Origin of the sequence: Halobacillus sp. H74 (assembly GCF_052246715.1) — a bacterium.
In the GTDB taxonomy this organism is placed as follows: domain Bacteria; phylum Bacillota; class Bacilli; order Bacillales; family Halobacillaceae; genus Halobacillus; species Halobacillus litoralis_A.
Map to the genome: position 1 here is coordinate 100,652 of NZ_JBQQCI010000004.1, position 22,949 is coordinate 123,600.

General features: G+C 44.6%; 21 protein-coding genes. All 21 read left to right on the forward strand.

What is annotated here, in order from left to right:
* Positions 1-652 precede the first annotated feature (652 nt).
* The 21 genes from ACTWPX_RS09840 to ACTWPX_RS09940 all read left to right on the forward strand — a co-directional run bounded on the left by ACTWPX_RS09840 (position 653) and on the right by ACTWPX_RS09940 (position 22,907).
* Positions 653-2,023, forward strand: a complete 1,371-nt coding sequence (locus ACTWPX_RS09840) for an aminotransferase family protein (RefSeq protein ID WP_443119604.1) — start codon at positions 653-655, stop codon at positions 2,021-2,023.
* 14 nt (positions 2,024-2,037) lie between these two features.
* The gene (locus ACTWPX_RS09845; protein WP_443119605.1) at positions 2,038-3,675 is read left to right on the forward strand and encodes an amidohydrolase; all 1,638 of its coding nucleotides are present in this window, start codon (positions 2,038-2,040) and stop codon (positions 3,673-3,675) included.
* Entirely contained in the window at positions 3,665-5,110 is a 1,446-nt protein-coding gene (locus ACTWPX_RS09850; protein WP_443119606.1) for a sodium:solute symporter family protein, read from the forward strand. Before ACTWPX_RS09845 ends, ACTWPX_RS09850 begins: the two co-directional genes overlap by 11 nt.
* 480 nt (positions 5,111-5,590) lie before the next feature.
* Positions 5,591-6,760 (forward strand): acyl-CoA dehydrogenase family protein, encoded by a 1,170-nt coding sequence (locus ACTWPX_RS09855; RefSeq protein WP_443119607.1) that lies wholly within the window; start codon positions 5,591-5,593, stop codon positions 6,758-6,760.
* A 23-nt stretch (positions 6,761-6,783) separates the two neighbouring features.
* Positions 6,784-7,548 (forward strand): 3-oxoacyl-ACP reductase FabG, encoded by a 765-nt coding sequence (gene fabG / locus ACTWPX_RS09860; protein WP_443119608.1) that lies wholly within the window; start codon positions 6,784-6,786, stop codon positions 7,546-7,548.
* 19 nt (positions 7,549-7,567) lie between these two features.
* On the forward strand, positions 7,568-8,002 hold the full coding sequence (locus tag ACTWPX_RS09865; RefSeq protein ID WP_443119609.1) for an FAS1-like dehydratase domain-containing protein: 435 nt from the start codon (positions 7,568-7,570) through the stop codon (positions 8,000-8,002).
* Complete coding sequence (locus ACTWPX_RS09870) at positions 7,999-8,421, forward strand: MaoC/PaaZ C-terminal domain-containing protein (RefSeq protein WP_443119610.1); 423 nt, start codon at positions 7,999-8,001, stop codon at positions 8,419-8,421. Before ACTWPX_RS09865 ends, ACTWPX_RS09870 begins: the two co-directional genes overlap by 4 nt.
* Positions 8,422-8,431: 10 nt before the next feature.
* On the forward strand, positions 8,432-9,661 hold the full coding sequence (locus ACTWPX_RS09875; RefSeq protein WP_443119611.1) for an acyl-CoA dehydrogenase family protein: 1,230 nt from the start codon (positions 8,432-8,434) through the stop codon (positions 9,659-9,661).
* Positions 9,651-10,424, forward strand: coding sequence for an SDR family oxidoreductase (locus ACTWPX_RS09880; protein WP_443119612.1), 774 nt, complete (start codon positions 9,651-9,653; stop codon positions 10,422-10,424). The genes ACTWPX_RS09875 and ACTWPX_RS09880 overlap by 11 nt, the downstream gene beginning before the upstream one ends.
* Positions 10,425-10,445: 21 nt before the next feature.
* Positions 10,446-11,618 (forward strand): thiolase family protein, encoded by a 1,173-nt coding sequence (locus ACTWPX_RS09885; RefSeq protein ID WP_443119613.1) that lies wholly within the window; start codon positions 10,446-10,448, stop codon positions 11,616-11,618.
* Positions 11,619-11,695: 77 nt separating this feature from the next.
* Positions 11,696-12,268 (forward strand): TetR/AcrR family transcriptional regulator, encoded by a 573-nt coding sequence (locus ACTWPX_RS09890; protein WP_443119614.1) that lies wholly within the window; start codon positions 11,696-11,698, stop codon positions 12,266-12,268.
* Between the two features lie 68 nt (positions 12,269-12,336).
* On the forward strand, positions 12,337-12,741 hold the full coding sequence (locus ACTWPX_RS09895; protein ID WP_443119615.1) for an acyl-CoA thioesterase: 405 nt from the start codon (positions 12,337-12,339) through the stop codon (positions 12,739-12,741).
* Positions 12,742-12,762: 21 nt separating this feature from the next.
* Positions 12,763-13,542 (forward strand): SDR family NAD(P)-dependent oxidoreductase, encoded by a 780-nt coding sequence (locus ACTWPX_RS09900; RefSeq protein WP_443119616.1) that lies wholly within the window; start codon positions 12,763-12,765, stop codon positions 13,540-13,542.
* A gap of 67 nt (positions 13,543-13,609) precedes the next feature.
* Complete coding sequence (locus tag ACTWPX_RS09905; protein WP_443119617.1) at positions 13,610-15,289, forward strand: long-chain-fatty-acid--CoA ligase; 1,680 nt, start codon at positions 13,610-13,612, stop codon at positions 15,287-15,289.
* 72 nt (positions 15,290-15,361) lie between these two features.
* The gene (locus ACTWPX_RS09910; RefSeq protein WP_443119618.1) at positions 15,362-16,225 is read left to right on the forward strand and encodes a branched-chain amino acid ABC transporter permease; all 864 of its coding nucleotides are present in this window, start codon (positions 15,362-15,364) and stop codon (positions 16,223-16,225) included.
* A complete protein-coding gene (locus ACTWPX_RS09915) occupies positions 16,226-17,254 on the forward strand; it encodes a branched-chain amino acid ABC transporter permease (protein ID WP_443119619.1) in 1,029 nt (342 codons plus the stop codon).
* Positions 17,251-18,021, forward strand: coding sequence for an ABC transporter ATP-binding protein (locus ACTWPX_RS09920; protein ID WP_443119620.1), 771 nt, complete (start codon positions 17,251-17,253; stop codon positions 18,019-18,021). The genes ACTWPX_RS09915 and ACTWPX_RS09920 overlap by 4 nt, the downstream gene beginning before the upstream one ends.
* A complete protein-coding gene (locus ACTWPX_RS09925; protein WP_443119621.1) occupies positions 18,014-18,721 on the forward strand; it encodes an ABC transporter ATP-binding protein in 708 nt (235 codons plus the stop codon). The genes ACTWPX_RS09920 and ACTWPX_RS09925 overlap by 8 nt, the downstream gene beginning before the upstream one ends.
* Positions 18,722-18,796: 75 nt before the next feature.
* A complete protein-coding gene (locus tag ACTWPX_RS09930) occupies positions 18,797-20,026 on the forward strand; it encodes an ABC transporter substrate-binding protein (RefSeq protein WP_443119622.1) in 1,230 nt (409 codons plus the stop codon).
* A gap of 290 nt (positions 20,027-20,316) precedes the next feature.
* A complete protein-coding gene (locus ACTWPX_RS09935; RefSeq protein ID WP_443119623.1) occupies positions 20,317-21,525 on the forward strand; it encodes an acyl-CoA dehydrogenase family protein in 1,209 nt (402 codons plus the stop codon).
* A 215-nt stretch (positions 21,526-21,740) separates the two neighbouring features.
* On the forward strand, positions 21,741-22,907 hold the full coding sequence (locus tag ACTWPX_RS09940) for a hypothetical protein (protein ID WP_443119624.1): 1,167 nt from the start codon (positions 21,741-21,743) through the stop codon (positions 22,905-22,907).
* Positions 22,908-22,949 lie beyond the last annotated feature (42 nt).

Genomic DNA, 22,949 nt, shown 5'->3' on the forward strand with positions numbered 1-22,949 from the left:
GTATTAGGACTGGCTCTGATGAATTGAATTCAGATCAACTCAATGAATAAAGGCTTCTTTCTCTCTCATGAGAAAGGAGCCTTTATTTCTTTTGGAAAATATAAAAAAAACCACCAAACAAGAGGTACCCGAAACATTATCGGACTAAAGGGACGGCGCAGCACTAAGTTTTTTCAGTTGGTGCTGCGTCTTTTATTATCCATGATAAAAGAAGTGGCTGTGGCTACAGGGTCTGGGAATTATACAAGCGTAATGGAGGCGTAAACAATTCATAGCATTTTTTAAACAAATACCTTGTGTCCCCTAAAGTTATTAGAAGATTTAGAATAATGGTTTGATATTATTATTGGTTCTTGCTACAATTATAAAAACTACAGAGTAATTGTTGAAAACTGTCTATTCTAATCGACTTTACTGGCTCAAGGTGGAGCGAACCATTAGAAAGTAACCAGTTTTATGCCCAGAGATAAGTATGTTTAATACTATCCCATGCATAATGCTGGTTTTTTTATTCAACTTATCTTTGTTTGAAATGCTCTCACCATAAGGATCTAATGTTGAGAAGCCAAGTTTCTTTAATACAACCAGCTCCATCCCCGGATGATTACTAGAATGATATTAGGATGTTATGTTCGAACATCGGGGGAGGGGTATGATCAATAACAGAACAGGGGGAGCCGCTTTGGACAATCTAATTGAACTCGACAAAAAACATTTTTTGCATCCGACTACATCTATTCAACAGCAGCAGGAACAAGGCGTAAAGCTGCTAGCTGAAAGCGGACAAGGGATTTATTTGAAAGATAGGGATGGCAAGACATATATCGATGCCATGTCTTCTCTATGGAACGTACATATTGGCCATGGCCGCGAAGAGTTGGCAGACACGGCTGCTGCTCAAATGAAAAAACTGGCGTTCAGTTCAGCCTTTTCCTCATTCAGTCATGAGCCGGGGATTCGCCTGGCTGAAAAAATAGCCAAACTCGCACCGAAGGATTTGAACGCCGTTTTCTTCACATCTGGTGGTTCTGAATCCAACGACACGGCGATTAAACTGGTACGGCATTACTGGAAAGTCCAGGGAAAGCCAAACCGCAGGAAAATCGTGGCGTTGAAGCGTGGCTATCATGGAGTAGCATCAGCATCGACCAGTGCTACCGGCATCCCGGAGTTCTGGGAGATGGCTGGTCATATGAAAGACGATTTTTTTCATGCAGCCACTCCTTACCGAAGCACGACTCAAGAGGCGATTGCCTCGCTCCGTGAAAAATTCGAGTCAGAAGGTCCTGAGACGATCGCTGCCTTTATGGCAGAGCCCATCCAGGGTGCGGGGGGAGTTTTGATTCCGCAGGATGATTACTTCACAGAAGTGCGAAAGCTATGTGATGAATATGGCATATTGTTTATCGCAGATGAAGTGATCACCGGTTTTGGCCGGACGGGCACCATGTTCGGGCTGGAAAACTGGGAGGTTGTGCCGGATGTGATCACTTTCGCCAAAGGGGTGACAAGTGGGTATATTCCTCTTGGCGGTGTGGTCGTTTCAGATGCCATCCATAATGTCCTGAAAGAAAAATCCAAAGGAACGTTATTCCATGGTTTCACCTACAGTGGTCATCCAACAGCAGCTGCTGTTGGACTAAAGAATATTGAATTGATAGAAAAAGAGGGACTAGTTGAGAATTCAAGAAAAATGGGCGGGAAACTGTTAGAAGGGTTTAAACGGATTAAAGATGATTTGGAAATAGTAGGCGAAGTGAGGGCGAAGGGCTTACTCGGTGCTGTTGAATTGATGAAAAACCCGGAGACGAATGAAAGTTTTTCCCAAGAGCAGAAGGTTGCGCCGAGAGTGATTGAAGAATTGCATCAGCGCGGTGTCATTTGCCGGTCGGTCACGTATGAATCTACCGATATTATTTGCTTTGCACCCCCATTGATCATTAATGAGAGACAAGTCGAAGAAATCATAGACCAATTGCATCAGTCTATTTCTGCCGTACAAGAACAACTGAAAACAATTTAAGAGGAGGAGTCATTGTGAACGATGCAGATCTGATATTTATCAACGGCCATGTACTCACGATGGAAGATGACACACCTCCAAAACAAGCGGTAGTTGTAAAAGGTGGAAAAGTAGTCTTTGCCGGAGATTCTGAAGAAGCGCTTTTGCTGAAAAATGAACAGACGGAGATCGTCGATTTAAAAGGAAAGACTCTCATGCCGAGTTTCATCGAGAGTCATATCCACCCGTCTATTTATGGTGTAACACTACTGGAAGTCGATTGTAAGCCGGAAACCACCCCTTCTATTTCTGCTATTAAGGAAAAAATCAGCAGAATAGCAGAAGTTACTGAAAAAGAAGAGTGGATTATGGGATCGGGCTGGGACGATAGCAAAATGGAGGACAAGCGTAATCCTACACGCTGGGACCTCGATGAAGCAGCACCCGACCACCCCGTTGTTTTAAAAAGGGCTTGTGCCCATATGGCGGTTGCGAACACGAAGGCCCTTACTTTAAGTGGAATTACCGAAGATACGTTAAATCCTGATGGGGGAAATATCGAGCGGGATGAACAAGGCAGGTTGACAGGTCTGCTCCAGGAGAAAGCACAAGGGTTACTGAAAGCCCCTGAGTACACTCATGACGATATGGTCAAAGGAATGAAGTTAGCCCAGGATAAATTTGCCTCATGGGGAGTCACGACTGTCCACTGCATGTCCACCCAAACAGCCGATCTGCAATTATATCAATCTCTTTTAGAACAAAAAGAACTGAACGTCCGGGTGCGGCCATGGCTGTGGGCGATCGACCAGAATGGTTTCGACGGGGCGATGGATGAAGTGCTAAAAGTCGGCTTAAGAAGCGGTTTTGGAAACGACATGGTAAAAATCCAGGGGCTCAAATTCATGCTCGATGGCAGTGTTGGTGGAAAAACAGCGGCTGTCTCCGAACCTTATCTCGGTACTCAGGAATCAGGGATCCTCTATAATACAATGGAGGAAATCGCTCCATTGCTCAATAAATCAATAGATGCCGGCTTAAGAACAGCGATCCATGCCATCGGCGATCGAGCCATTGACGTAGCCATCAATTCCTATGCCGCCATCAATCGATCCACCTCGATCACACACATGCGTAATCGCATTGAACACTGCATTTTTCCTACCTTTCAACAAATCAGACAAATGAAAGACTTAGAACTGGTGGCAGGCTCATCCGTGGGATTCCTTTACCACATTGGTGACAATTATATGAACAAATTAGGAGAAGAACGTATGGAGCATGCTTTCCCGCATCGTTCTTTCAAGGAAGCTGGAGTAACAGCTCCGGGTAATTCCGATTTGCCTGTCACCGATGGCAACCCCTGGACGGGAATTTATGGAGCAGTCACGAGAAAAACTTCGAACGGCCAAGTAATAGGAGATGATGAAAGCATCCGTGTATATGATGCTCTGAAAGCGTTTACTGTTGATGCCGCTTACAGTTCTTTTGAAGAAGAGACACTTGGTGTCATCAAGCCGGGAACGAAGGCGGATTTAATGATCATTTCCGATAATCCGCTGGAAATCAAGGTGGAAAAGCTGCTCGAAATAGAAACTGTGAGTACCTATCTGGAAGGCAGAAGAATCTATCACAATCAAACAAACAGGAAGGGTGAATCTATTGTTCAGTAACCAGGAAGAGATCATATTGATTACGATCATAGCCATTTACTTCGTATTTTTATTCGGATTGTCTTTATTTGTAAATCGAAATGTCAAAACCTATGAAGATTACAATGTAGCCGGCCGCTCTACGAAACTGATGCCGCTCGTCCTGACATTTGTCGGAACAGCCATAGGCGGCTCGATCCTGCTCGGGTATATGACGAAAGGCTACCAATTCGGGATGGGTCAGCAGTGGCTGGCTATCGGATTTACACTTACCTCCATTGTTATCGCGGCATTTTTATTAAAGAAAATTCGTCTTCTTGGTCAAAAATATAACATGGTCACAATGGGAGATTTCACTGCACTCCGGTTCGGTGAAGGGGCCAGGGTGCCGACAGTACTCAGTATCCTCTGTGCATATTCTGCTATCACCGGGATGCAGTTCGTTGCTATTGCCACCATCTTGAAACTGACCATTGGACTGAGCATGACGGCAGGTATCCTTATCAGCTGGGTGCTTTTAACATTGAAGACCTACTTTGGCGGGTTGAAGTCTGTCATGCTGCAGGATGCCATTCATGGAACGATCCAGACTGTCGGTATTTTCTTTCTGCTGATCGTCATCATGTTCATGGTCGGGGATTGGGGTGCACTTGCTGATCAGGCAAGAAATGCTGAAAACGGGAATATGTTAAGCATCTTCAATATCAGCCCTTCAGAATTCCTTGTCTATATGTTTACCATTGGTGCCTATCAGTTTGTCAGACAGGACGTATGGCAGCGGTTCTGGGCAGCCAAAGATGATAAGGTCGCAAAGACAGGTTTCTGGATAGCGATCGTTCTTGGATTTCTGACTGCAGCAGTAACGGTCGTTATTGGTTTTCTTGGAAAATTCGGGTTGAATATCACTGTCGCGGACCCCGCTTTAATCTATTATGAAATCATAGGTCAGATTTTACCATTCTCGCTTGTCATCGTGATGCTGATTGCTTTATTGGCTACAATCATTTCCTGTGCGGATTCGTTCTTTCTGGCCGCATCATCTTCTGTAGTCAATGATATTGTCAAACCTCGGCTTGGAGATGTGACCGATAAAAAAATGCTGCTTTACAGTAGATTTTCTGTAGTGGCCGTCTCTGTCATTTCTCTTCTGCTGGCCCTTTATATCCCTCAGCTTGTCACACTATGGATCACTGGTAGTGCCATGCTTGTATCTGGCATGCTGGCACCGGTTATGTTCGGTTTGTTTTGGCCAAGGACTACGAAAACGGCAGGTCTTGCTGGAATGTGGACAGGACTCATTATCGCAGTCGGATGGCAAATTGCCGGTCATCCATTCGGACTTCACCCTGTTTTCATAGGGCTGCCTATATCGATTATTACTGTAGTGACGATTACGTTAGCTTCCAATCAAGAAAAAGAACATGAGATGTATTCGGTATTGAAGAAACCAGTTTGATGAGGCTTGATCGTGAATTACTAAGAATTAAAGGATAGCGTAACACCAAGGGGTTTCCCTTTGGTGTTGCGCTTTTTTTGCGCATATTGACATATAGGAGGGAGGCTGAGCGTGACTGGAGTTCTGATGATTGTGTGGGTTACACCATTTGACTTTTAGTAGTAAATTTTATCTGTGTGTTTCCAAATGTATGGACATGTTTCGTCAATGATTTTTTTATTGCAGCTTTAGAAATTATTGCTTGGTGAATGGTTCTATTTCTATCTTCTGAAGATGTTATCGATTCTCTGCGTAACAACCGATTGTAAAACGGTTAACTCGACGGTACGGTCTCCCTGATCAATCTAACAAATATGGATAATTTATCAATAGGTGTTGTATTTTTAGAAAATTTACAATAATATAAAAACAAACATACCAACCGGTAGGTATGTAAAATGAGGAAGATCCTACACGAAAAATTAGAATGGGGATGATGGGATGCATTTGCGGTTGACTGATGAACAAGAAATGGTAAGAAAGACGATACGAAAATTCGTGGAGAAAGAATTGATTCCACTTGAAAATGATGTATTAAGGAACGAAAGAGAAGGTAAACCAAGTCTCCCGGAAGGTAAGATGGACGAATTGCAGCAAAAAGCCAAAGAAGCTGGTTTCTGGGGAATCAATACACCTGAAGAATATGGGGGGGCTGATTTGGGGCAAATGATGCTCGCCATCGTGCAAATGGAAGTGGCTCGCACGTTCGTTCCGTTCCAATTTGGAGGTTCAGCAGATAATATTTTGTACTATGGAAATAAAGAACAAAAGGAGAAATACTTGATTCCAACCATCAACGGGGAAAAGAAATCCTGCTTTGCGATGACAGAGCCTGGAGCTGGGTCAGATACGCGAAACCTCCGTATGACCGCTGTGAAAGACGGCGATGAGTGGGTATTGAACGGTGAGAAAACATTTATAACTGGTGGAAACGAAGCTGATTTCGTCATGGCTATTGCTATCACTGACAAAGAACTTCATAAGTCTTCAAATGGCAGAAAAGGCGTAACCTGCTTTATCGTGGACCGTGCGATGGGCTGGGAATCCGAATATATCCACACGATGGGTGAATGGGGACCTGCGGCACTTATTTTCGAAAATGTCCGGGTTCCTGAAGAAAATATTTTAGGAGAAATCAACCATGGTTATGATCTTGGTCTCGAGTGGATCGGTTTTGCTCGTTGGGTTGTTGGTGCCCGTGCGGTCGGAGCTGCAGAACGTCTCCTCAATATGGCAATCGATTACGCCAATGAGCGCGAAACATTTGGGAAGCCGATTGCCACACGACAGGCGATCCAATGGCAAATCGCAGATTCAGCTGTTGAAATTGAAGCGGCGCGGTGGCTTGTACTGAATGCAGCCTTTACGCTGGATCAGGGCGAAGATAACCGTCACTACGCTTCAATGGCGAAGTTGTATGGAGCGAATATGGGGAATAACGTTATCGACCGTGTCCTTCAGATTCACGGCGGGATGGGGTATACCAGAGAATTACCGATTGAACGGTGGTACCGTGAAGCGAGACTTTGGAGAATTTACGATGGTACAGATGAAATTCAACGTCTGATCATCTCTCGTAATCTATTAAAAGGACATGTGAAAATCGGGTAGTCATTTTAAGGAGGAATGAGAACATGGCAGGTAAGTTTGAAAATCAAGTCGCATTCGTTACAGGTGGAAGTCGTGGAATCGGAAAAGGAATTACAAGACGCTTTGCGCAGGAAGGAGCAAAGGTCGCCATCATCGATGTGAATGAAGAGGCTTTACAAGAAGCAGAAGCTGAATTCAGGGAAGAAGGTTTTGATGTTTTTTGTAAAGTAGCTAATGTGGTGGAATTCGATCAAGTCGAAGCAGCTATGAAGGAGACTTTCGAGCGATTCGGCTCTCTCGACATTTTAGTAAACAATGCAGGGGTCATCAGGGACAACATGTTATTCAAAATGACGAGTGAAGACTGGAGTACTGTGATGGATGTCCACCTCAAAGGTTCATTCAACGCTGCTCGTGCGGCGCAACAGTATATGGTCGAAAATAAATATGGCAGAATCATCAACATCTCCTCGACATCTGCACTAGGGAACCGTGGACAGGCGAACTATGCAACAGCAAAAGCTGGCTTGCAAGGGTTCACGAAAACATTGGCGGTCGAGCTTGGAAAGTTCGGAATTACTGCAAACGCAGTTGCTCCTGGCTTTATCGAGTCAGAAATGACGAAAGAGACCGCCTCCCGCATCGGCATTTCCTTTGAAGACCTCGTCAAAGCAAGCGTTGATAAAATCCCGGTCGGACGAAGTGGGAAACCTGAAGATATCGCTAATGCGGTCGCATTTTTCGCTGATGAACATTCATCATTTGTGAATGGCCAAGTGTTATATGTCGCTGGCGGTCCAAAAAACTGATCGAAAAGGAGGCTTTCTGATGTTTGAACATGCTATTGGGAAGAGGTCCAACAAAGTGAAAAACACGGTCGAAGCGGGAGCGGTCAAAAAATTTGCTGAAGCAATCGGGGATTCTCATCCTGTTTTCATTGATGATGTGAACTTCTTCAGGAATATAGCTCCCCCTACTTTTCCGCGCGTGTTTGATTATGGAAAGATCCAGGGTCTGGATTTACCGAAAAAAGGGTTGATCCATGGGGAACAGAACTATCATTATGAACGTCCGCTGCTCGTCGGAGAAGACATCCTTTGTTATGCAGTTGTGGAAGATTATTTTGAAAGAAGCGGGAAAAGTGGAGACATGGGTTTTCTCAAGGTGAAACGGTACGGAGAAGATTTGGAAGGAAAGATGATTTTCTCTGAAGAGCAGGTTGTCATCATTACCGAAGCTGTAAGAAAGGAGATACGTGTATGACGCTGCTAGGAGAATTGCAAGCAGGAGAGTCGCTTAAGACTGTCACCCTTCCTGCGGTTACAAGGCTTGATTTGATTAAATATGCAGGGGCATCTGGTGATTATAATCCGATTCATACAATCGACGAAGAGGCGAAAAAAGCTGGCCTTCCAGGTGTGATTGCCCATGGGATGTGGACGATGGGAAATCTTGCGAAACTGTTCACCCCTTATTATGAGGAAGGATTTATCCAGGACTATTCCATCCGTTTCAAAGGGATGGTGTTCTTGAATGATATCCTCACCTTACACGCAGTCGTTGAATCCAACAAGGAAGAGGTAATCACTTTTGACGTCAGTGCAAAAAATCAAGATGGAAAAAATGTAATCGAAGGTCATGTCGTTTTTTGTAAGCGCTTAACAGAAGTGGTTACATATTAGGAGGGATGATATGCAATTTGAATATTCACCGAAAGTGAAAGATCTCCAGGAAAAATTGACTCGATTTATGGATGAACACATTTATCCAAATGAGGCTTTGTATGAAGAGCAGCTTGACGGGCATGACCGCTTTGCTGTTATCCCACCGATTCTGAATGAACTGAAGCAGAAAGCGAAAGAAGCTGATTTATGGAATTTATTTTTACCAGAAAGTGAATATGGTGCCGGACTCACCAATACAGAATATGCACCCCTTTGTGAAATCATGGGTCGCTCCACAATGGCACCAGAGGTTTTCAACTGTGCAGCCCCTGATACAGGGAATATGGAAGTGCTCGTCCGCTATGGAACAGATAATCAAAAAGAGCAATGGCTGCAGCCTCTCCTGGATGGTGATATCCGTTCTTGTTTTTCTATGACAGAGCCTGATGCTGCCTCTTCTGATGCTACAAACATCCAGACAAGTATCACAAAAGTCGGAGATGAATATGTCATCAATGGAACGAAATGGTGGTCGTCTGGAGCTGGAGATCCCCGGTGTAAGATCAGTATCGTGATGGGTAAAACGGATCCGGATGCTTCGAGGCATGAGCAGCAATCTATGATTCTCGTACCTCTGGACACACCAGGTGTCACAATCAAGCGAATGCTTTCGGTATTTGGTTATGATCATGCTCCGCACGGCCATGCTGAAATTGAATTTAAGGATGTCCGCGTGCCTGCTTCTCATCTTATATGGGGGGAAGGGAAAGGGTTTGCCATCGCACAAGGCCGCCTGGGGCCAGGCCGGATTCATCATTGTATGAGGACAATAGGAGCGGCTGAGCGAGCTCTGGAAGAATTGTGTGAACGTGTAAGTGAACGGGAGGCTTTTGGTAAGAAGCTTGCTGATCAAGGTGTCATCCGTGAATGGATTGCAGATTCCCGTATCGAAATCGAGCAGGCACGCTTACTCACTTTGAAAGCAGCTTATATGATGGATACGGTTGGAAATAAAGAAGCGAAATCAGAGATTGCCATGATCAAAGTTGTGGCACCGAATATGGCCTTGAAAGTCATTGATCGGGCGATCCAAGCGTTCGGTGCTGCGGGAGTCAGTGCTGACATAGGACTTGCAGCCAAATGGGCGAATATCCGTACACTGCGTCTAGCTGACGGACCTGATGAGGTACATCGAAGAGCGATTGCTAAATATGAGCTTGCCAAATCTCAAGACCGGAGGGAAGTGTATGCACGCTAAAGAACTTTTTGATCTGACTGGCAAAGTTGCACTCGTCACCGGCGGTGGGAGAGGGCTTGGTAAACAAATCGCAGAAGGCTTAGCTGAATCAGGAGCCCATGTCGTGGTTTGCTCAAGAAAAGTGGAGGCATGCCAGGAGGTAAGCGAGCAGCTGAAACGGATCGGAGTCGATTCTCTCGCGTTCGAATGTGATGTGACGAATCCGGATAGTATGCAAAAGGTCGTCGATCAAACCGTCGAGCATTTTGGGCGTATCGACATACTGATCAATAACAGTGGGGCAACGTGGGGAGCTCCTGTTGAGGAGATGCCTCTTGAAGCATGGCAGAAAGTGTTCAATGTCAATGTGACAGGGACGTTCCTTATGTCGCAAATGGTAGGAAAAGTGATGCTGGAGCAAGGATCAGGAAAGATTGTCAATATTTCATCCGTTGCTGGCATGAAGGGATCTGATCCGAAGTATATGGATACGATCGGCTACAATTCGAGTAAAGGGGCTGTGCTCACTTTTACTAAAGATCTTGCTGTTAAATGGGGTCCACGAGGCATTCATGTCAATGCCATCGCTCCAGGATTTTTCCCTACGAAAATGTCCAAAGCTTTGATGGATAAAGGGGAGGAAGCATTTCTACAAGGGACACCATTACGGAAATTCGGAAGTGAGGATGACTTGAAGGGGGCGGCTATCTTCTTAAGCTCAGCTGCATCGAACCATGTTACAGGGGATGTAGTGATTGTCGATGGAGGCACCCACGCAATGTAAGGAAAAGAAAGGAGTGGAAAAATGACACAAAGAGATGCTGTTATTGTATCTGCGGTCCGGACAGCGATCGGGAAGCAAGGGGGCGCACTGGCTGCCGTACCTCCTCATGTAATAGGCGCTGAAGTCATTAAAGAAGCGGTGTCCCGTTCAGGAATAGAACCAAGCATGATTGAGGATGTCATTTTCGGAAACGTATTGAGTGGCGGGGGAAATATTGCGCGATTATCTGCATTGCAGACGGGTCTCTCGATGAGCATCCCAGGGTTGACCGTGGATCGGCAGTGCGGATCAGGATTGAATGCAATTCATTTAGCGGCGCAAGCGATCCAGGCAGGGAGCGGGGACGTGTATATCGCTGGGGGGACAGAAAGCATGAGCCGTGCACCTTACTTGATGGAACGACCCGAACGTCCTTATAGTCCCGCTCCTCCAAAATTCAGAAAATCCAAATTATCACCGAAGGAAATCGGGGATCCGCCAATGGGAATCACGGCAGAAAATCTGGCAGCACAATACGGGATCTCAAGAGAAAAGCAAGACCATTTCGCCCAACGCAGCCAGGAGAAAATGGCATTTGCCATGGAAGAGGGGCGTTTTGATGAACAAATCGTGCCTATAACCATTCCAGTCAGAAAAGGAGAGCCGATCGTTTTCGACACAGACGAACATCCCAGACCACAGTCTACCGTAGAAGGGATGGACAAACTGCACCCTGCTTTCAAGGAGAATGGGTCTGTCACAGCTGCGAACAGCTCTGGACTGAATGATGCAGCCTCGGCTGTTGGATTGATGTCTAGAGAAAAAGCCCAGCAGGTAGGAGCAACACCGCTCGCAACAGTAAGAGCCTGCACGGTATCAGGGGTCGATCCAAATATCATGGGCATCGGTCCAGTACCAGCAACGCAAAAAGTTTTGGCACGTACTGGGCTTACCCTTGAAGAAATGGACATCATCGAAATCAATGAAGCCTTCGCCGCTCAAGTCCTCTCCTGTCAGGTAGAATTGAACATGGACATGGAAAAGGTGAATGTCAATGGTGGTGCCATTGCTCACGGTCATCCTCTGGGAGCCACCGGTGCAATCCTCGCTGCAAAAGCGATTTATGAATTACAGCGACGCCAGGGGAGGTATGCATTGATTACTGCTTGTATAGGTGGCGGTCAAGGGATTGCCATGATCCTTGAGCGAGAGTGATAGGATTTCATCACTTTGGGGGACTTTAGGAATGTTATACTGTTACATCATCCCCTAAATGAGAGGAACATCAATCTATGAAACAGAAAATACTGGATACTAGCATTCATCTATTTGATAAAAAGGGCTTCACAGAAACATCCGTGCAAGAAATCGTTGAAGCGCTTGATGTAACAAAGGGTTCTTTTTATTATTATTTCAAAAATAAGCAGGAGCTTTTGACAGATATCCACTTGAATTTCATCGAATTTTTATTGAGAAATCAGCAGGAAATCCTACACGATGAGTCTAAAAGCTGCCAGGATAAGCTGCGGGCAATGATCTTCATGGTTATCAACAGCATCAAGGATCGAAAGAAAAGTGCTCGCATCTTCTTCAGGGAAATGCGGAATCTTGAGGAAGCCTACTTGGAACAGAACGTTCAAAAAAGAGACCAGTTCAGAAAAAACTTCCAAACTCTCATCGAAGAGGGTATCGAAAAAGGTGAATTCCAAGCTGGAATGGACCCTGACATGGTGACAAGGGGCATCCTTGGCATGACGAACTGGAGCTACTATTGGTTCGATCCTGAAGGGGACATCTCTGCAGATGAGCTGACAACGATTTACCTCGATATGATTTTGAATGGTATCAATAAAAAGGTTGATTGATCGGTAAGGTCCTTTTCAATCGGGCCATCTGGATTAGATACTGACCGGTCGGAATGGGGGCAGTCTCATTGACACATGAATCAGAAATAAGAGTGAGGTTTTGTGAAACTGATATGGCTGGTCATGTGAATAATACCAGTTACTTTATTTACTTAGAGGAAGCAAGAGGAAAGTTCTTCCGTGATATCTTTCCTGAGCACTTGAATACAGTCGGCCGATTCATTTTGGCTTCGACGAAATGTGATTATGTAAGTCAAGCCTATTTCGGACAACAATTAGTCATCCAATCCTGGATTACGAACATCGGAAACAAAAGCTTTCGTTTTAATCATAATATCCGAGTGAAGGAAACAGGAGAGAACATTGCTGAAGCGGAGGCGACGATTGTTCATTTCAATTATGAAGAGCAAAAGAGTGAGTCAATCTCTGAGGAACTTAGGGCGATATTGGAAACACACTTAGCATTGAACTAGATAAGAAAGGAGATCGATCGCGTGACTAGATTCGAAAATACGGTAGCTGTGGTAACAGGTGCCGGGAGTGGAATCGGTGAACAGACAGCTTTTCAAATGGCTCGAGAGGGTGGAAAAATCGTCTTAGTGGGCAGAACCGTTTCAAAATTGGAAAAGGTGGCTGACCGAATAAACGAAGGCATAACTGAGCCTGCAGCTGATATTTTTCAAGCGGATGTAACAAAAGAAAACGAGGTTAATAAGCTTGCAGATTTTGTTCAAAGAACTTATGGGGACCTGCATGTCGTTGTGAACAATGCGGGCACATCAGGGAAATCCACCATAATGGAAATGGAAGAAACAGAATGGGATCGCATCCAGAATACGAATTTGAAAAGTGTCTATCTCGTATCGAAAGTTCTCGGTCGTGTGATGGCTGAAGCAAGTGAAAAGGAAGAGAAAGAGGGGAATCGAGCGATCGTCAATGTCGCTTCCCTCTCTGGCCATAAAGCGGGAGCCAAGATTCCACACTACAGTTCTTCAAAAGCGGCGGTCATCAATTTTTCTAAGTCTCTTGCATTGGAATTTGCTCCTTATAGCATCCGGGTCAATTCCGTTTCTCCAGGATTCGCGGCAACCCCGCTAACTGAGGAAGGGTTAAGAAATAAAAAATTTGAAGAAGCGATTCAAAGAAACACTGCTTTAGGGCGGGTAGGGAAGCCAGAAGAAATTGCCCAAGTCATCACCTTTGCTGCTTCAAAAGAAGCTTCCTATATGACAGGTTCGGACTTACTTGTCGATGGAGGATGGATGATTAAGTAGGAGAAATTTTTTTGGCAATTAATGATAACGCTTACAAATGGCTATTTAAATTAAAAGGAGTGGTCTCTTGCAAACGAAACATTATGAGTTTTGGCCGAAGTTGACGAAGTCCATAACTGTTCCGGAAACGTCTATCTACGACAACTTGAAGGTTTCGGCAACTCGATACCCGGATCACGAAGCTATCTATTATTACGGACAGACCTTGACCTATCGTGAGTTATTAGAGGAAGTCGATCATTTAGCCGGCTACCTTCAGCATTATTTGGGTGTCGTTAAGGGTGAGAAGGTGCTGTTGTTTATGCAGAACTCACCACAGTTCATCATCGGCTATTACGCAATTTTACAGTCTGGAGCAGTCGTAGTCCCCATCAACCCGATGCTGAAGACAGCTGAACTCGAATTTTATGTGAAAGATTGCTCGATTAAAACGGCCATTGTTGGGCAAGAACTTGCTGATGTAGTTACCCCTCTCCTTGAGCACACAACCTTGAATGATCTGGTAGTTGCTGCTTATTCCGATTATAAAGGTGAAGATCATGACCAATTTTTGCCGCCGGAAGTTGCGGAACCGAGGGTAAGCTTTGAAGACGTCCATATCCATCCGTGGGCAGATGCAATGAATGTTTGGACAGAGACTCAGGATCGGGAAGTTTCTGCAGATGATTTGGCAGTCTTACCCTACACTTCTGGAACGACCGGACTTCCGAAAGGATGTATGCATACCAATCGGACGGTCCAGGCAAATATCGTGGGGGCATTCTATTGGGCACGTGCGACGACGGATTCGAGGACGCTTGCTACCTTACCTTACTTTCATGTCACAGGCATGGTTCATAGTATGCACATGCCGATTTTCAGCGGGAATAAAATTGTCGTCATGACAAGGTGGAACCGTGAAACCGCTCGCCAGCTGATCCGTGATCAGAAATGCAGCCACTGGGTGACGATCAGTACGATGCTGGTCGATTTCCTTGCCAATCAGGAAGTGAAAGCAGAAGACCTGCATTCCTTATACGCCATTTCAGGAGGAGGAGCAGCTTTTCCTAAAGCGTTAGGTGAAAAACTCTATCAACTGACTGGCCTCGAATTTGTTGAAGGGTATGGTCTTTCAGAGACGATAGCTCAGACCCACTTCAATCCACCTGATCGACCGAAGCTGCAATGTCTGGGTATTCCCTCCTTTGATGTTGATGCACGGGTTATCGATCCGGCGACAAATGGAGAAATGGAAACAGGGGAAATCGGGGAAATCGTTGTCAATGGGCCCCAGGTGATGGTCGGTTATTACAACCGTGAAGAGGAAAATGAACATGCTTTTATCGATATCGCTGGCAAATCCTTTTTCCGGACTGGAGACATCGGTCGCTTTGATGAGGAAGGCTACTTTTACATGGTTGATCGCTTAAAACGGATGATCAATGCTTCCGGATATAACGTCTGGCCGGCAGAGGTTGAAACGGCTCTATATGATCACCCCGCAGTCCAGCAAGCCTGCGTTGTCGGCGTTCCCGATCCGCGTAAGGGTGAGAACATCAAAGCGTTCGTTATCCTGAATGATGGATATGAAGGGAAAGTGACAGAAGAAGATATCGTGGAGTGGGCAAAAGAGCAGATGGCTGCTTACAAGTATCCGAGGATCGTCGAATTCAAAAAAGAGTTTCCGACAACGAACAGCGGTAAGATTTTATGGAGAAAACTGCAGGAGCAAGAGCGGGAAAAAAGCCACTCCGACGGGAAGACCTGACCATAGTTCCGAGCGCCTTGGCATATCCAGGGCGCTAAAATCTTCAAAAATGAAGGGTAAAGGAGAAGTTCAATGGATATTTTAACACAGCAACTTTTCAATGGGTTGACGATTGGCAGTGTCTATAGCTTAGTCGCTCTTGGTCTTACCCTCGTCTATGGAATTCTGCATATTCCCAATTTCGCCCATGGTGCCTTATATATGCTTGGCGCTTATATTACATTGACCATGATGCTTTTGTGGGGTATCCATTATTGGATAGCGATGACTGTTTCAGTTCTTGTGGTTGGCTTGCTCGGTGTGATTATGGACAGGCTCGTCTTCCATCCACTCCGAAATGCGCCTCCGATTCATGACAAGATTGCGGCCATTGGAATCCTGTTGTTTTTGGAAGCTTTTGCCCAGCTGATATGGGGCGCAGACTACCGGACGATGGAGACGCCTTATGGTCAAGTCATCGATCTGTTCGGTGTGACGGCAACGATGCAGCGCGTATTGATCAATGTCGGAGCGATTGCTGTTATGATTCTGCTTTTTCTGTTTTTGAAAAAAACCTACATCGGTTCAACGATCATAGCAATGGCTCAAAACCGGGAAGGAGCACACCTCGTCGGAATCAATACGAATAAAGTGGCGATGCTGACATTTATGATTTCCGGTGGGTTGGCCGCTATTGCGGCTTCTTTATCCGCACCAATCAACCTCGTTTTTCCTGGTATGGGTCATCTCGTCATATTGAAAGCTTTTGTCATCATTATTATCGGGGGGATGGGCAGCGTGCCTGGTGCCATTTTAGGAGGATATATCCTCGGTTTCACGGAAAGTTTGGGAGCTACTTATATATCGAATGACTACAAAGATCTCATTGCATTCTTACTGCTTGTGGTCATTTTATCAATCAAGCCAAAAGGGTTGTTTTCCAGGGAGGGATTTTGATTGGGGGCAATTCTTAAAAAAAGAGGATGGATCATCGGTTTCATCTTCGCTGCTGTATGTTTCCCATTTGTTTTACAAAATGACTACTTTCTACACATTTTGACGCTGGCTTTCATTTGGATGATTGCCGTTTATGGACTGAACTTGCTGGCAGGTTATACAGGGTATTTGTCTCTAGCTCATGCCGGTTTCTTCGCGATTGGTGCCTATAGTCTGGGGCTGTTGACAGTCAAGGCCGGTCTCAACTATTGGGTATCTCTTGTCCTTGCCTGTCTCTTGACAAGTGCCATTGGTGCAGTCGTAGGCTTGGTCGCTTTACGGACGAGGGAGCATTTCTTCGCGATCTATACATTGTGTGTCGGTTATATCATCTACCTTGTGATTGATAAGTGGGATGGCTTGACAGGTGGTGTTCGCGGCTTGATAGGAATCCCTGCTCCAACTAGGGTCGGTCCAATATCCTTTCAGAATCCTCTTTCCCAATACTATCTCATCTTATTTTTCTTATTGTTCACCGTACTCGTCATGTATCGCATCGTCCATTCCTTGACAGGCCGGACTTTTATCGCGATACGGAATAGTGAGGATCTAGCTCAAACCATCGGTATATCTACGATGAAAAATAAACTGTTGGTATTCGTGATCTCCACGTTTTTCGCTGGACTTGCTGGAGCACTTTATGCCTCTTTCATTCGGTTCATAGGCCCGGATATCGGTTACATCACGATCATCTTTGACTTGCTTACGTATTTGTTAGTAGGTGGGATCGGCACATTGGCAGGTCCGATTGTAGGAACATTTATTATTGTCACCGTATCTCAGTCTCTTCAATTTCTACAAGACTATCGTATGCTGATTTTCGGACCATTATTGACGTTTTTGATCATTTTTTACCCACGAGGAATCGTCGGAGCCTATCAGGACTGGCGGAACAAAAGTATGGCGAAGAAAAAGAAACAATCTGAGAGGAAGCAAAAATACGTCCAACAACGGTCTGCAGAAACTGAGAAAAAGATCAAGGAGGGATGAACGTGCTTATAGAAACAAAGAAACTTACGAAAAAGTTCGGTGGACTGGTTGCTGTCAATGAAGTTGATTTTACAATTGAAAAAGGTAAAATCAACGCAATCATAGGACCGAACGGGGCGGGTAAATCTACCTTTTTCAATCTTCTCAGTGGCTCTTATTCTCCCACTTCCGGCCGGGTCATTTATAAAGGCAAAGACATCACGAAACTTCCTCCTAATAAGATCGCCAAGCTTGGGGTCGCCCGGACTTTTCAAACGACGAACCTTTTTGAACAATCGACGGTGCTTGATAATGTGATCGTCGGTCACCGGTTAAGAACGGAGTCGAATTTATTAGATGCGGTATTAAGAACGAAACGGTTCAAAAGGGAAGAGAAGAAGTGTCGGGATAAAGCTATGGGAGTGTTGGACTTTGTCGGGTTGACACATGTTAGCGACCAGCTTGCAGGCAGTATTACTCAGGAAGAGAAAAAGCGTGTGGCTTTCGCATTAGCCCTGGCTACAGATCCGGAAATCGTCTTTTTGGATGAACCTACAGCTGGCATCAATCCTGGGGAAACCGAAGGATTAGCTGATCTAATGGAGAAAATGGTTAAGCAGCAAATCACGGTTTGTTTGATTGAACACAAGATGAAGATGATTATGAAACTGGCAGATAAGATCATGGTGTTGAATTATGGAGAAAAAATTGCAGAGGGGACAGCGGATGAAATCATGAATAACCAGGCTGTCATCGAAGCGTATTTAGGAGGGGACGCGAGTGCTTGAGTTATCCCGCGTTTCGGTTGATTATGGTGGTTTTACTGCTGTCGAACATGTGGATATCACAGTAGATAAAGGTGAATTGGTCGTTCTTCTCGGTTCCAATGGTGCAGGGAAGAGTACGATTTTCAATGCAATCAGCGGCCTGCAAAAACCGAGTACGGGCAAAATCGTTTTTGAAGAAAGCCCAATCCATGGAGTAGCCCCGGATAAAATCGTTCAGTCAGGCATTGTTCAGTGTGCGGAAGATCGTAAGCTGTTCCCGCAAATGACAGTCAAAGAAAACTTGATCATGGGCGCATATATTCATCGGAGGAAGCGGAAGCAAGTCAATCGTTCTTTGGAAGAAGTATTTGAACTTTTTCCGATTTTATATGAAAAGAAGGAGAATGCAGCAGGCTCTCTGAGTGGTGGACAACAGCAAATGCTTGCAATCGGTCGTGCGTTGATGGCCAAACCGAAGTTGATGTTGCTGGATGAGCCATCCATTGGCTTGGCACCATTGATCGTGGAGCAGATGTTCGAAGTCATCCAAAAGATCAATAAAGACGGAACAACGGTTCTGTTAGCCGAACAAAATGCTTTTGCAGCTTTGAAAATAGCTGATCGCGGTTATGTTTTCGAGAGTGGGTCCATTGTCGTCAAAGGGTCTTCCGAAGAGTTGTTAGCCAATGATACCGTTCGAAGAGCCTATATTGGGGCCTGAAGATAAATTTTTTGCCGAACGGGGAAGGCTCGTTTGTTCAAGTATGGGAAAAAACAAACCATGGGAGGAACTCATATGAAATTTATCAAGTTATCAGCTTTTTTGGTGGTATCAGCGTTATTGTTGATGATGGCGGGATGTATTGATAACCCTTCGAACGATGCGGCTAGTGGTGAAGGTGGGAATGAAAGTGAAACCGAAACGGAAGCACCAGAAGTAGAAGAAGGAGAAAAGGTTGTCAATATCGGATACAGCGGACCTTTAAGTGGACCGGCGGCTTACTATGGCGAACGGACATTGAATGGTTTGACAATGGCTGTGGAAGAAATCAACAACAATGGCGGATTCGAAGTGGATGGACAAAATTATAAATTCAATTTGGTCTCCCTGGACGATAAATATTTGCCGAACGAAACAGCAGCTAATGCCAAACGTTTGCTTCAGGAAAACCAGACACCTGTCATCTTTTCTCCTCACAGCGGAGGGATCAAAGCAATGCAAGTATTCAATGAACAGGAGAACTTCCTGATTGGAGCCTATACGAGCGAACCTGGAATCACGGAAGCAGGAAATGGACTGACCGTCAGAATTCCTCCAAGCTATGCCGGTTACTTAGAGCCATTCACCAACTATGCCATGGAAAACCACGGAAAGAAACTTGCTGCACTTCCGACTGCTTCTCAATATGGAAAGGATTGGACAGAAGCGCTTGTCCCATATTGGAAAGAACAAGGTGGGGAAGTGGTCTATAATTCTTCCATCGACTTCTCGAAAGATACCGATTTCTTCACTTTAGTTACGAACGCTTTGGAAGAAGATCCGGATGTTTTATTCATCGGCGGCCCTTCTGAACCGACAGCGAAAGTAGCTAAGCAAGCGAGAGAATTGGGGTTTGAAGGTGGGTTCATTGTTATGGACCAGGCCAAGCTTGATGAAATGGAGAGTGTGATTGGGTCTTATGAAGGTTTGGAAGGGTCTGTCGGCGTGACGCCTTTGATCAACTCTGATTACCCTGGAACCGCAGAGTTCATAGAAAAGTACAAAGAAGAACATGGGCAAAATCCTGGTTCAGAAGCAGGATATCATTATGTAGCTATGTATACATTCATGGAAGCGATGAAAGCTGCAGGCTCCGTGGATGATCCAGAGGCCATTCGTGCTCATATGCAGGATGGACTGGATGCTTTACCTGAAGACAAACAAGTTTACACCATTGAAGAAATTGGAGAAGATGGCGGGTTTACGACTAACCTTCGCATTGCAGCTGTAGAGGGTGGGGAAGTAGTAACCATTAACGTAGAGTAGAGTTTAATATTCAGATTAGACGGAAAATTTTAAAAAATGTATAATCAAAATAAGAAATTCACGTCTAGAAAGATTACCTCTTTCATGATCCGTGAATATAGCCAGACATTATGAATCATAAGGTAACTGTGGAATCTATGTTCACCGCATTTGTCATGTGGAGCTTCGACGTAGATCAAAGCCAGTTATATCAAGATTTCTTTGATATGGCTGGCTTTTATTTTTGAACAGGAATTCTTGCTGTTGTTAACAAAGCCAATTACAAAAAGATCAAGGAGGATTATCTACCCATGAATTTTGATTTGACAGAAGAACAAGAAATGGTGAAGAAGGTCGTCAGGAAATTTGTAGATCAGGAGGTTAATCCATATATACAGGAGTGGGATGAGCAAGGTCATTTTGAACCCTCCGTCATGAAACGTTTAGCTGCTTTGGATTTGATGGGTGTTTGTATTCCGGAACAATACGGAGGAAGTGGGATGGATTACAATACCCTTGCCATTGTGTGTGAAGAATTAGAAAGAGGGGATACTGCTTTTCGGACAGCCGTTTCCGTGCATACAGGCTTAAATAGTATGACACTGCTTCAATGGGGTGATGAAGATCAAAAGCAAAAGTATCTCATTCCCCAGGCCAAGGGAGAAAAGGTCGGAGCATTTGGATTGACAGAACCTGATGCCGGGTCTGATGTCGCTTCATTGAAAACAACTGCGAAAAAAGAAGGGGATTACTATATATTAAATGGCCAGAAAACATGGATCTCTCTTTGCGATCATGCCGATAACTTTCTTGTCTTTGCCTATACCGATAAAGATGCAGAACATAAAGGGATTTCAGCATTTATCGTCGAGAGGACGATGCCTGGATTCTCTTCTAAAGCAATCAAAGGGAAACTTGGCATACGAGCTGGAAATACTGGGGAACTATTTTTTGATCAGGTGAAGGTACCGAAAGAAAATTTGCTTGGAGAAGAAGGTGAAGGATTCAAAATCGCTATGGCAGCCCTGGATAACGGGCGCTTTACTGTGGCTGCAGGCGCATGTGGACAAATAATGGCATGTCTTGAAGAAAGTATCAAGTATTGCCATGAGCGAAAAACATTTGGAAAAGAAATCGGAAAACACCAGCTGGTACAGCAAATGCTTGCTAAAATGGAATCCGGTTATCAAATGTCCCGTCTGCTTGTTTTCCGGGCAGGAGAACTGAAGAATCAAGGGAAGCGGAATACAAGAGAGACGTCATTGGCCAAGTGGCAAGCGTGTGATTTTGCCAATGAAGCGGCAAACGATGCTGTTCAAATACACGGAGCCTATGGCTATTCCAATGAATACCCTGTCGAAAGGTTTTTAAGGAACTCGAAAGCCCCCGTCATTTATGAAGGGACAAGAGAAATCCATACGGTTATGCAAGCAGAATACCTTCTCGGATATCGCTCAGATAAACCGTTGTCTAAAATGTTGCCTGCTTGGCCTTATGCACATGTAAAGGAAGAAGTTTAATAACCGGTTCTATGGTTTCGTTTCGGACTTGGAAGTCATGGTTCATATTGGCGATGTGTGTGTTTTATCTTATTTATTTTTTCTTTCCCTGCCCACCACTTTTTTATTTGTTATCAGGGTTCTGTCTCGTTGTGTATTTTTCTGGCGTCCTGACCGTTCGAGGGATAGCGAGGTTCATTACACTTACACTCTTCTCGCTAGCTATATGGATTAATGTGAATACCAAAGATGACCCTTTAGAGGTAGCTCTTGAAGGTATCCAGCAAAACCTTCCTCTTCTGGCCTTGATCATCTTGGTCCCATTGCTTTCCATTCCCCTGAAAGCAGGTGGTTACTTTCATTCAATCAAGCATTTTATGAGAAAGTGGGAAAATCAGCCGAGGCTTGCTTTCTTTGGTCTTTCTAGTTTTCTTGCTTTGATCAGTCCTATTTTGAATATGGGGTCAGTGAAAATCGTCCACGAAATGGTAGATAAGTTGAAAATCAACCCGATGATTCTGGGGAAATCCTATTTGATCGGTTTTACTTCATCTATGCTATGGTCGCCTTACTTTGCCTCCGTAGCGATTGTTCTACATGAAGTTGGAGGTCAGTTCAACCAATATATCATGCTCGGGTTAGGGGTCGCCCTCATCCAATTGATGATTGGGAATCTGCTGTTCAGACGGTCATCCAAAAAAATTTATGGAAATCTTAGACGAGCGAGGGAAGGCATATCTCCAAAGGTAGAAGACGATCAAGTCCATCGGAGAAATTTGCTGAAAATCCTTTGTACGCTGGTCGCTATGGTTGTCTCCTTATTGTTTCTTCAGTATATAACAAGTATATCCATGTTGACTCTAGTCAGTCTGATAGCAGTTTTTGTTCCTCTCTTGTGGGCATTGATATTGAATCAATGGAAAGTATTAGCGACAGAATTCAAAGGATATTCACAAAAAATTTCGCAAATGGATCATGAAATCACTCTTTTTTTAAGTGCAGGTTTGTTCGGGCTTGCCATTAGGAATACAGCTTTTGCTGATCAGCTCCAATCCTTCCTGATGGGGTTTGCGGAACAATCCTTGTTGCTATTCGTCCTGATCATCTTTTTGGTTGTCCTGTTCTTTGCTTTTATCGGTGTCCATCAGATTGTTGTCATTCCTATTTTGGCGAGTCAGGTGTCTGCAGCTAGTGTAGGAATGTCGCCAGAATTTTTGGCTCTGATTTTCATCATGTCATGGTCAATGACGGCCGTCTTATGCCCTTTGAATGCCATTAATATTATTGTCAGTAATTGCTTGCAGCGGAATGGGCTGACGATAGGCTTTCGGTGGAATGGTGCGTATGTAATGAGCTTAGTGAGTATACTGATTGTTGCCATAACGGTTTATGGCTTGTTCTGAATTAAAGCACTATAACGGTGGTGTTTCATGATATTCTTTGGT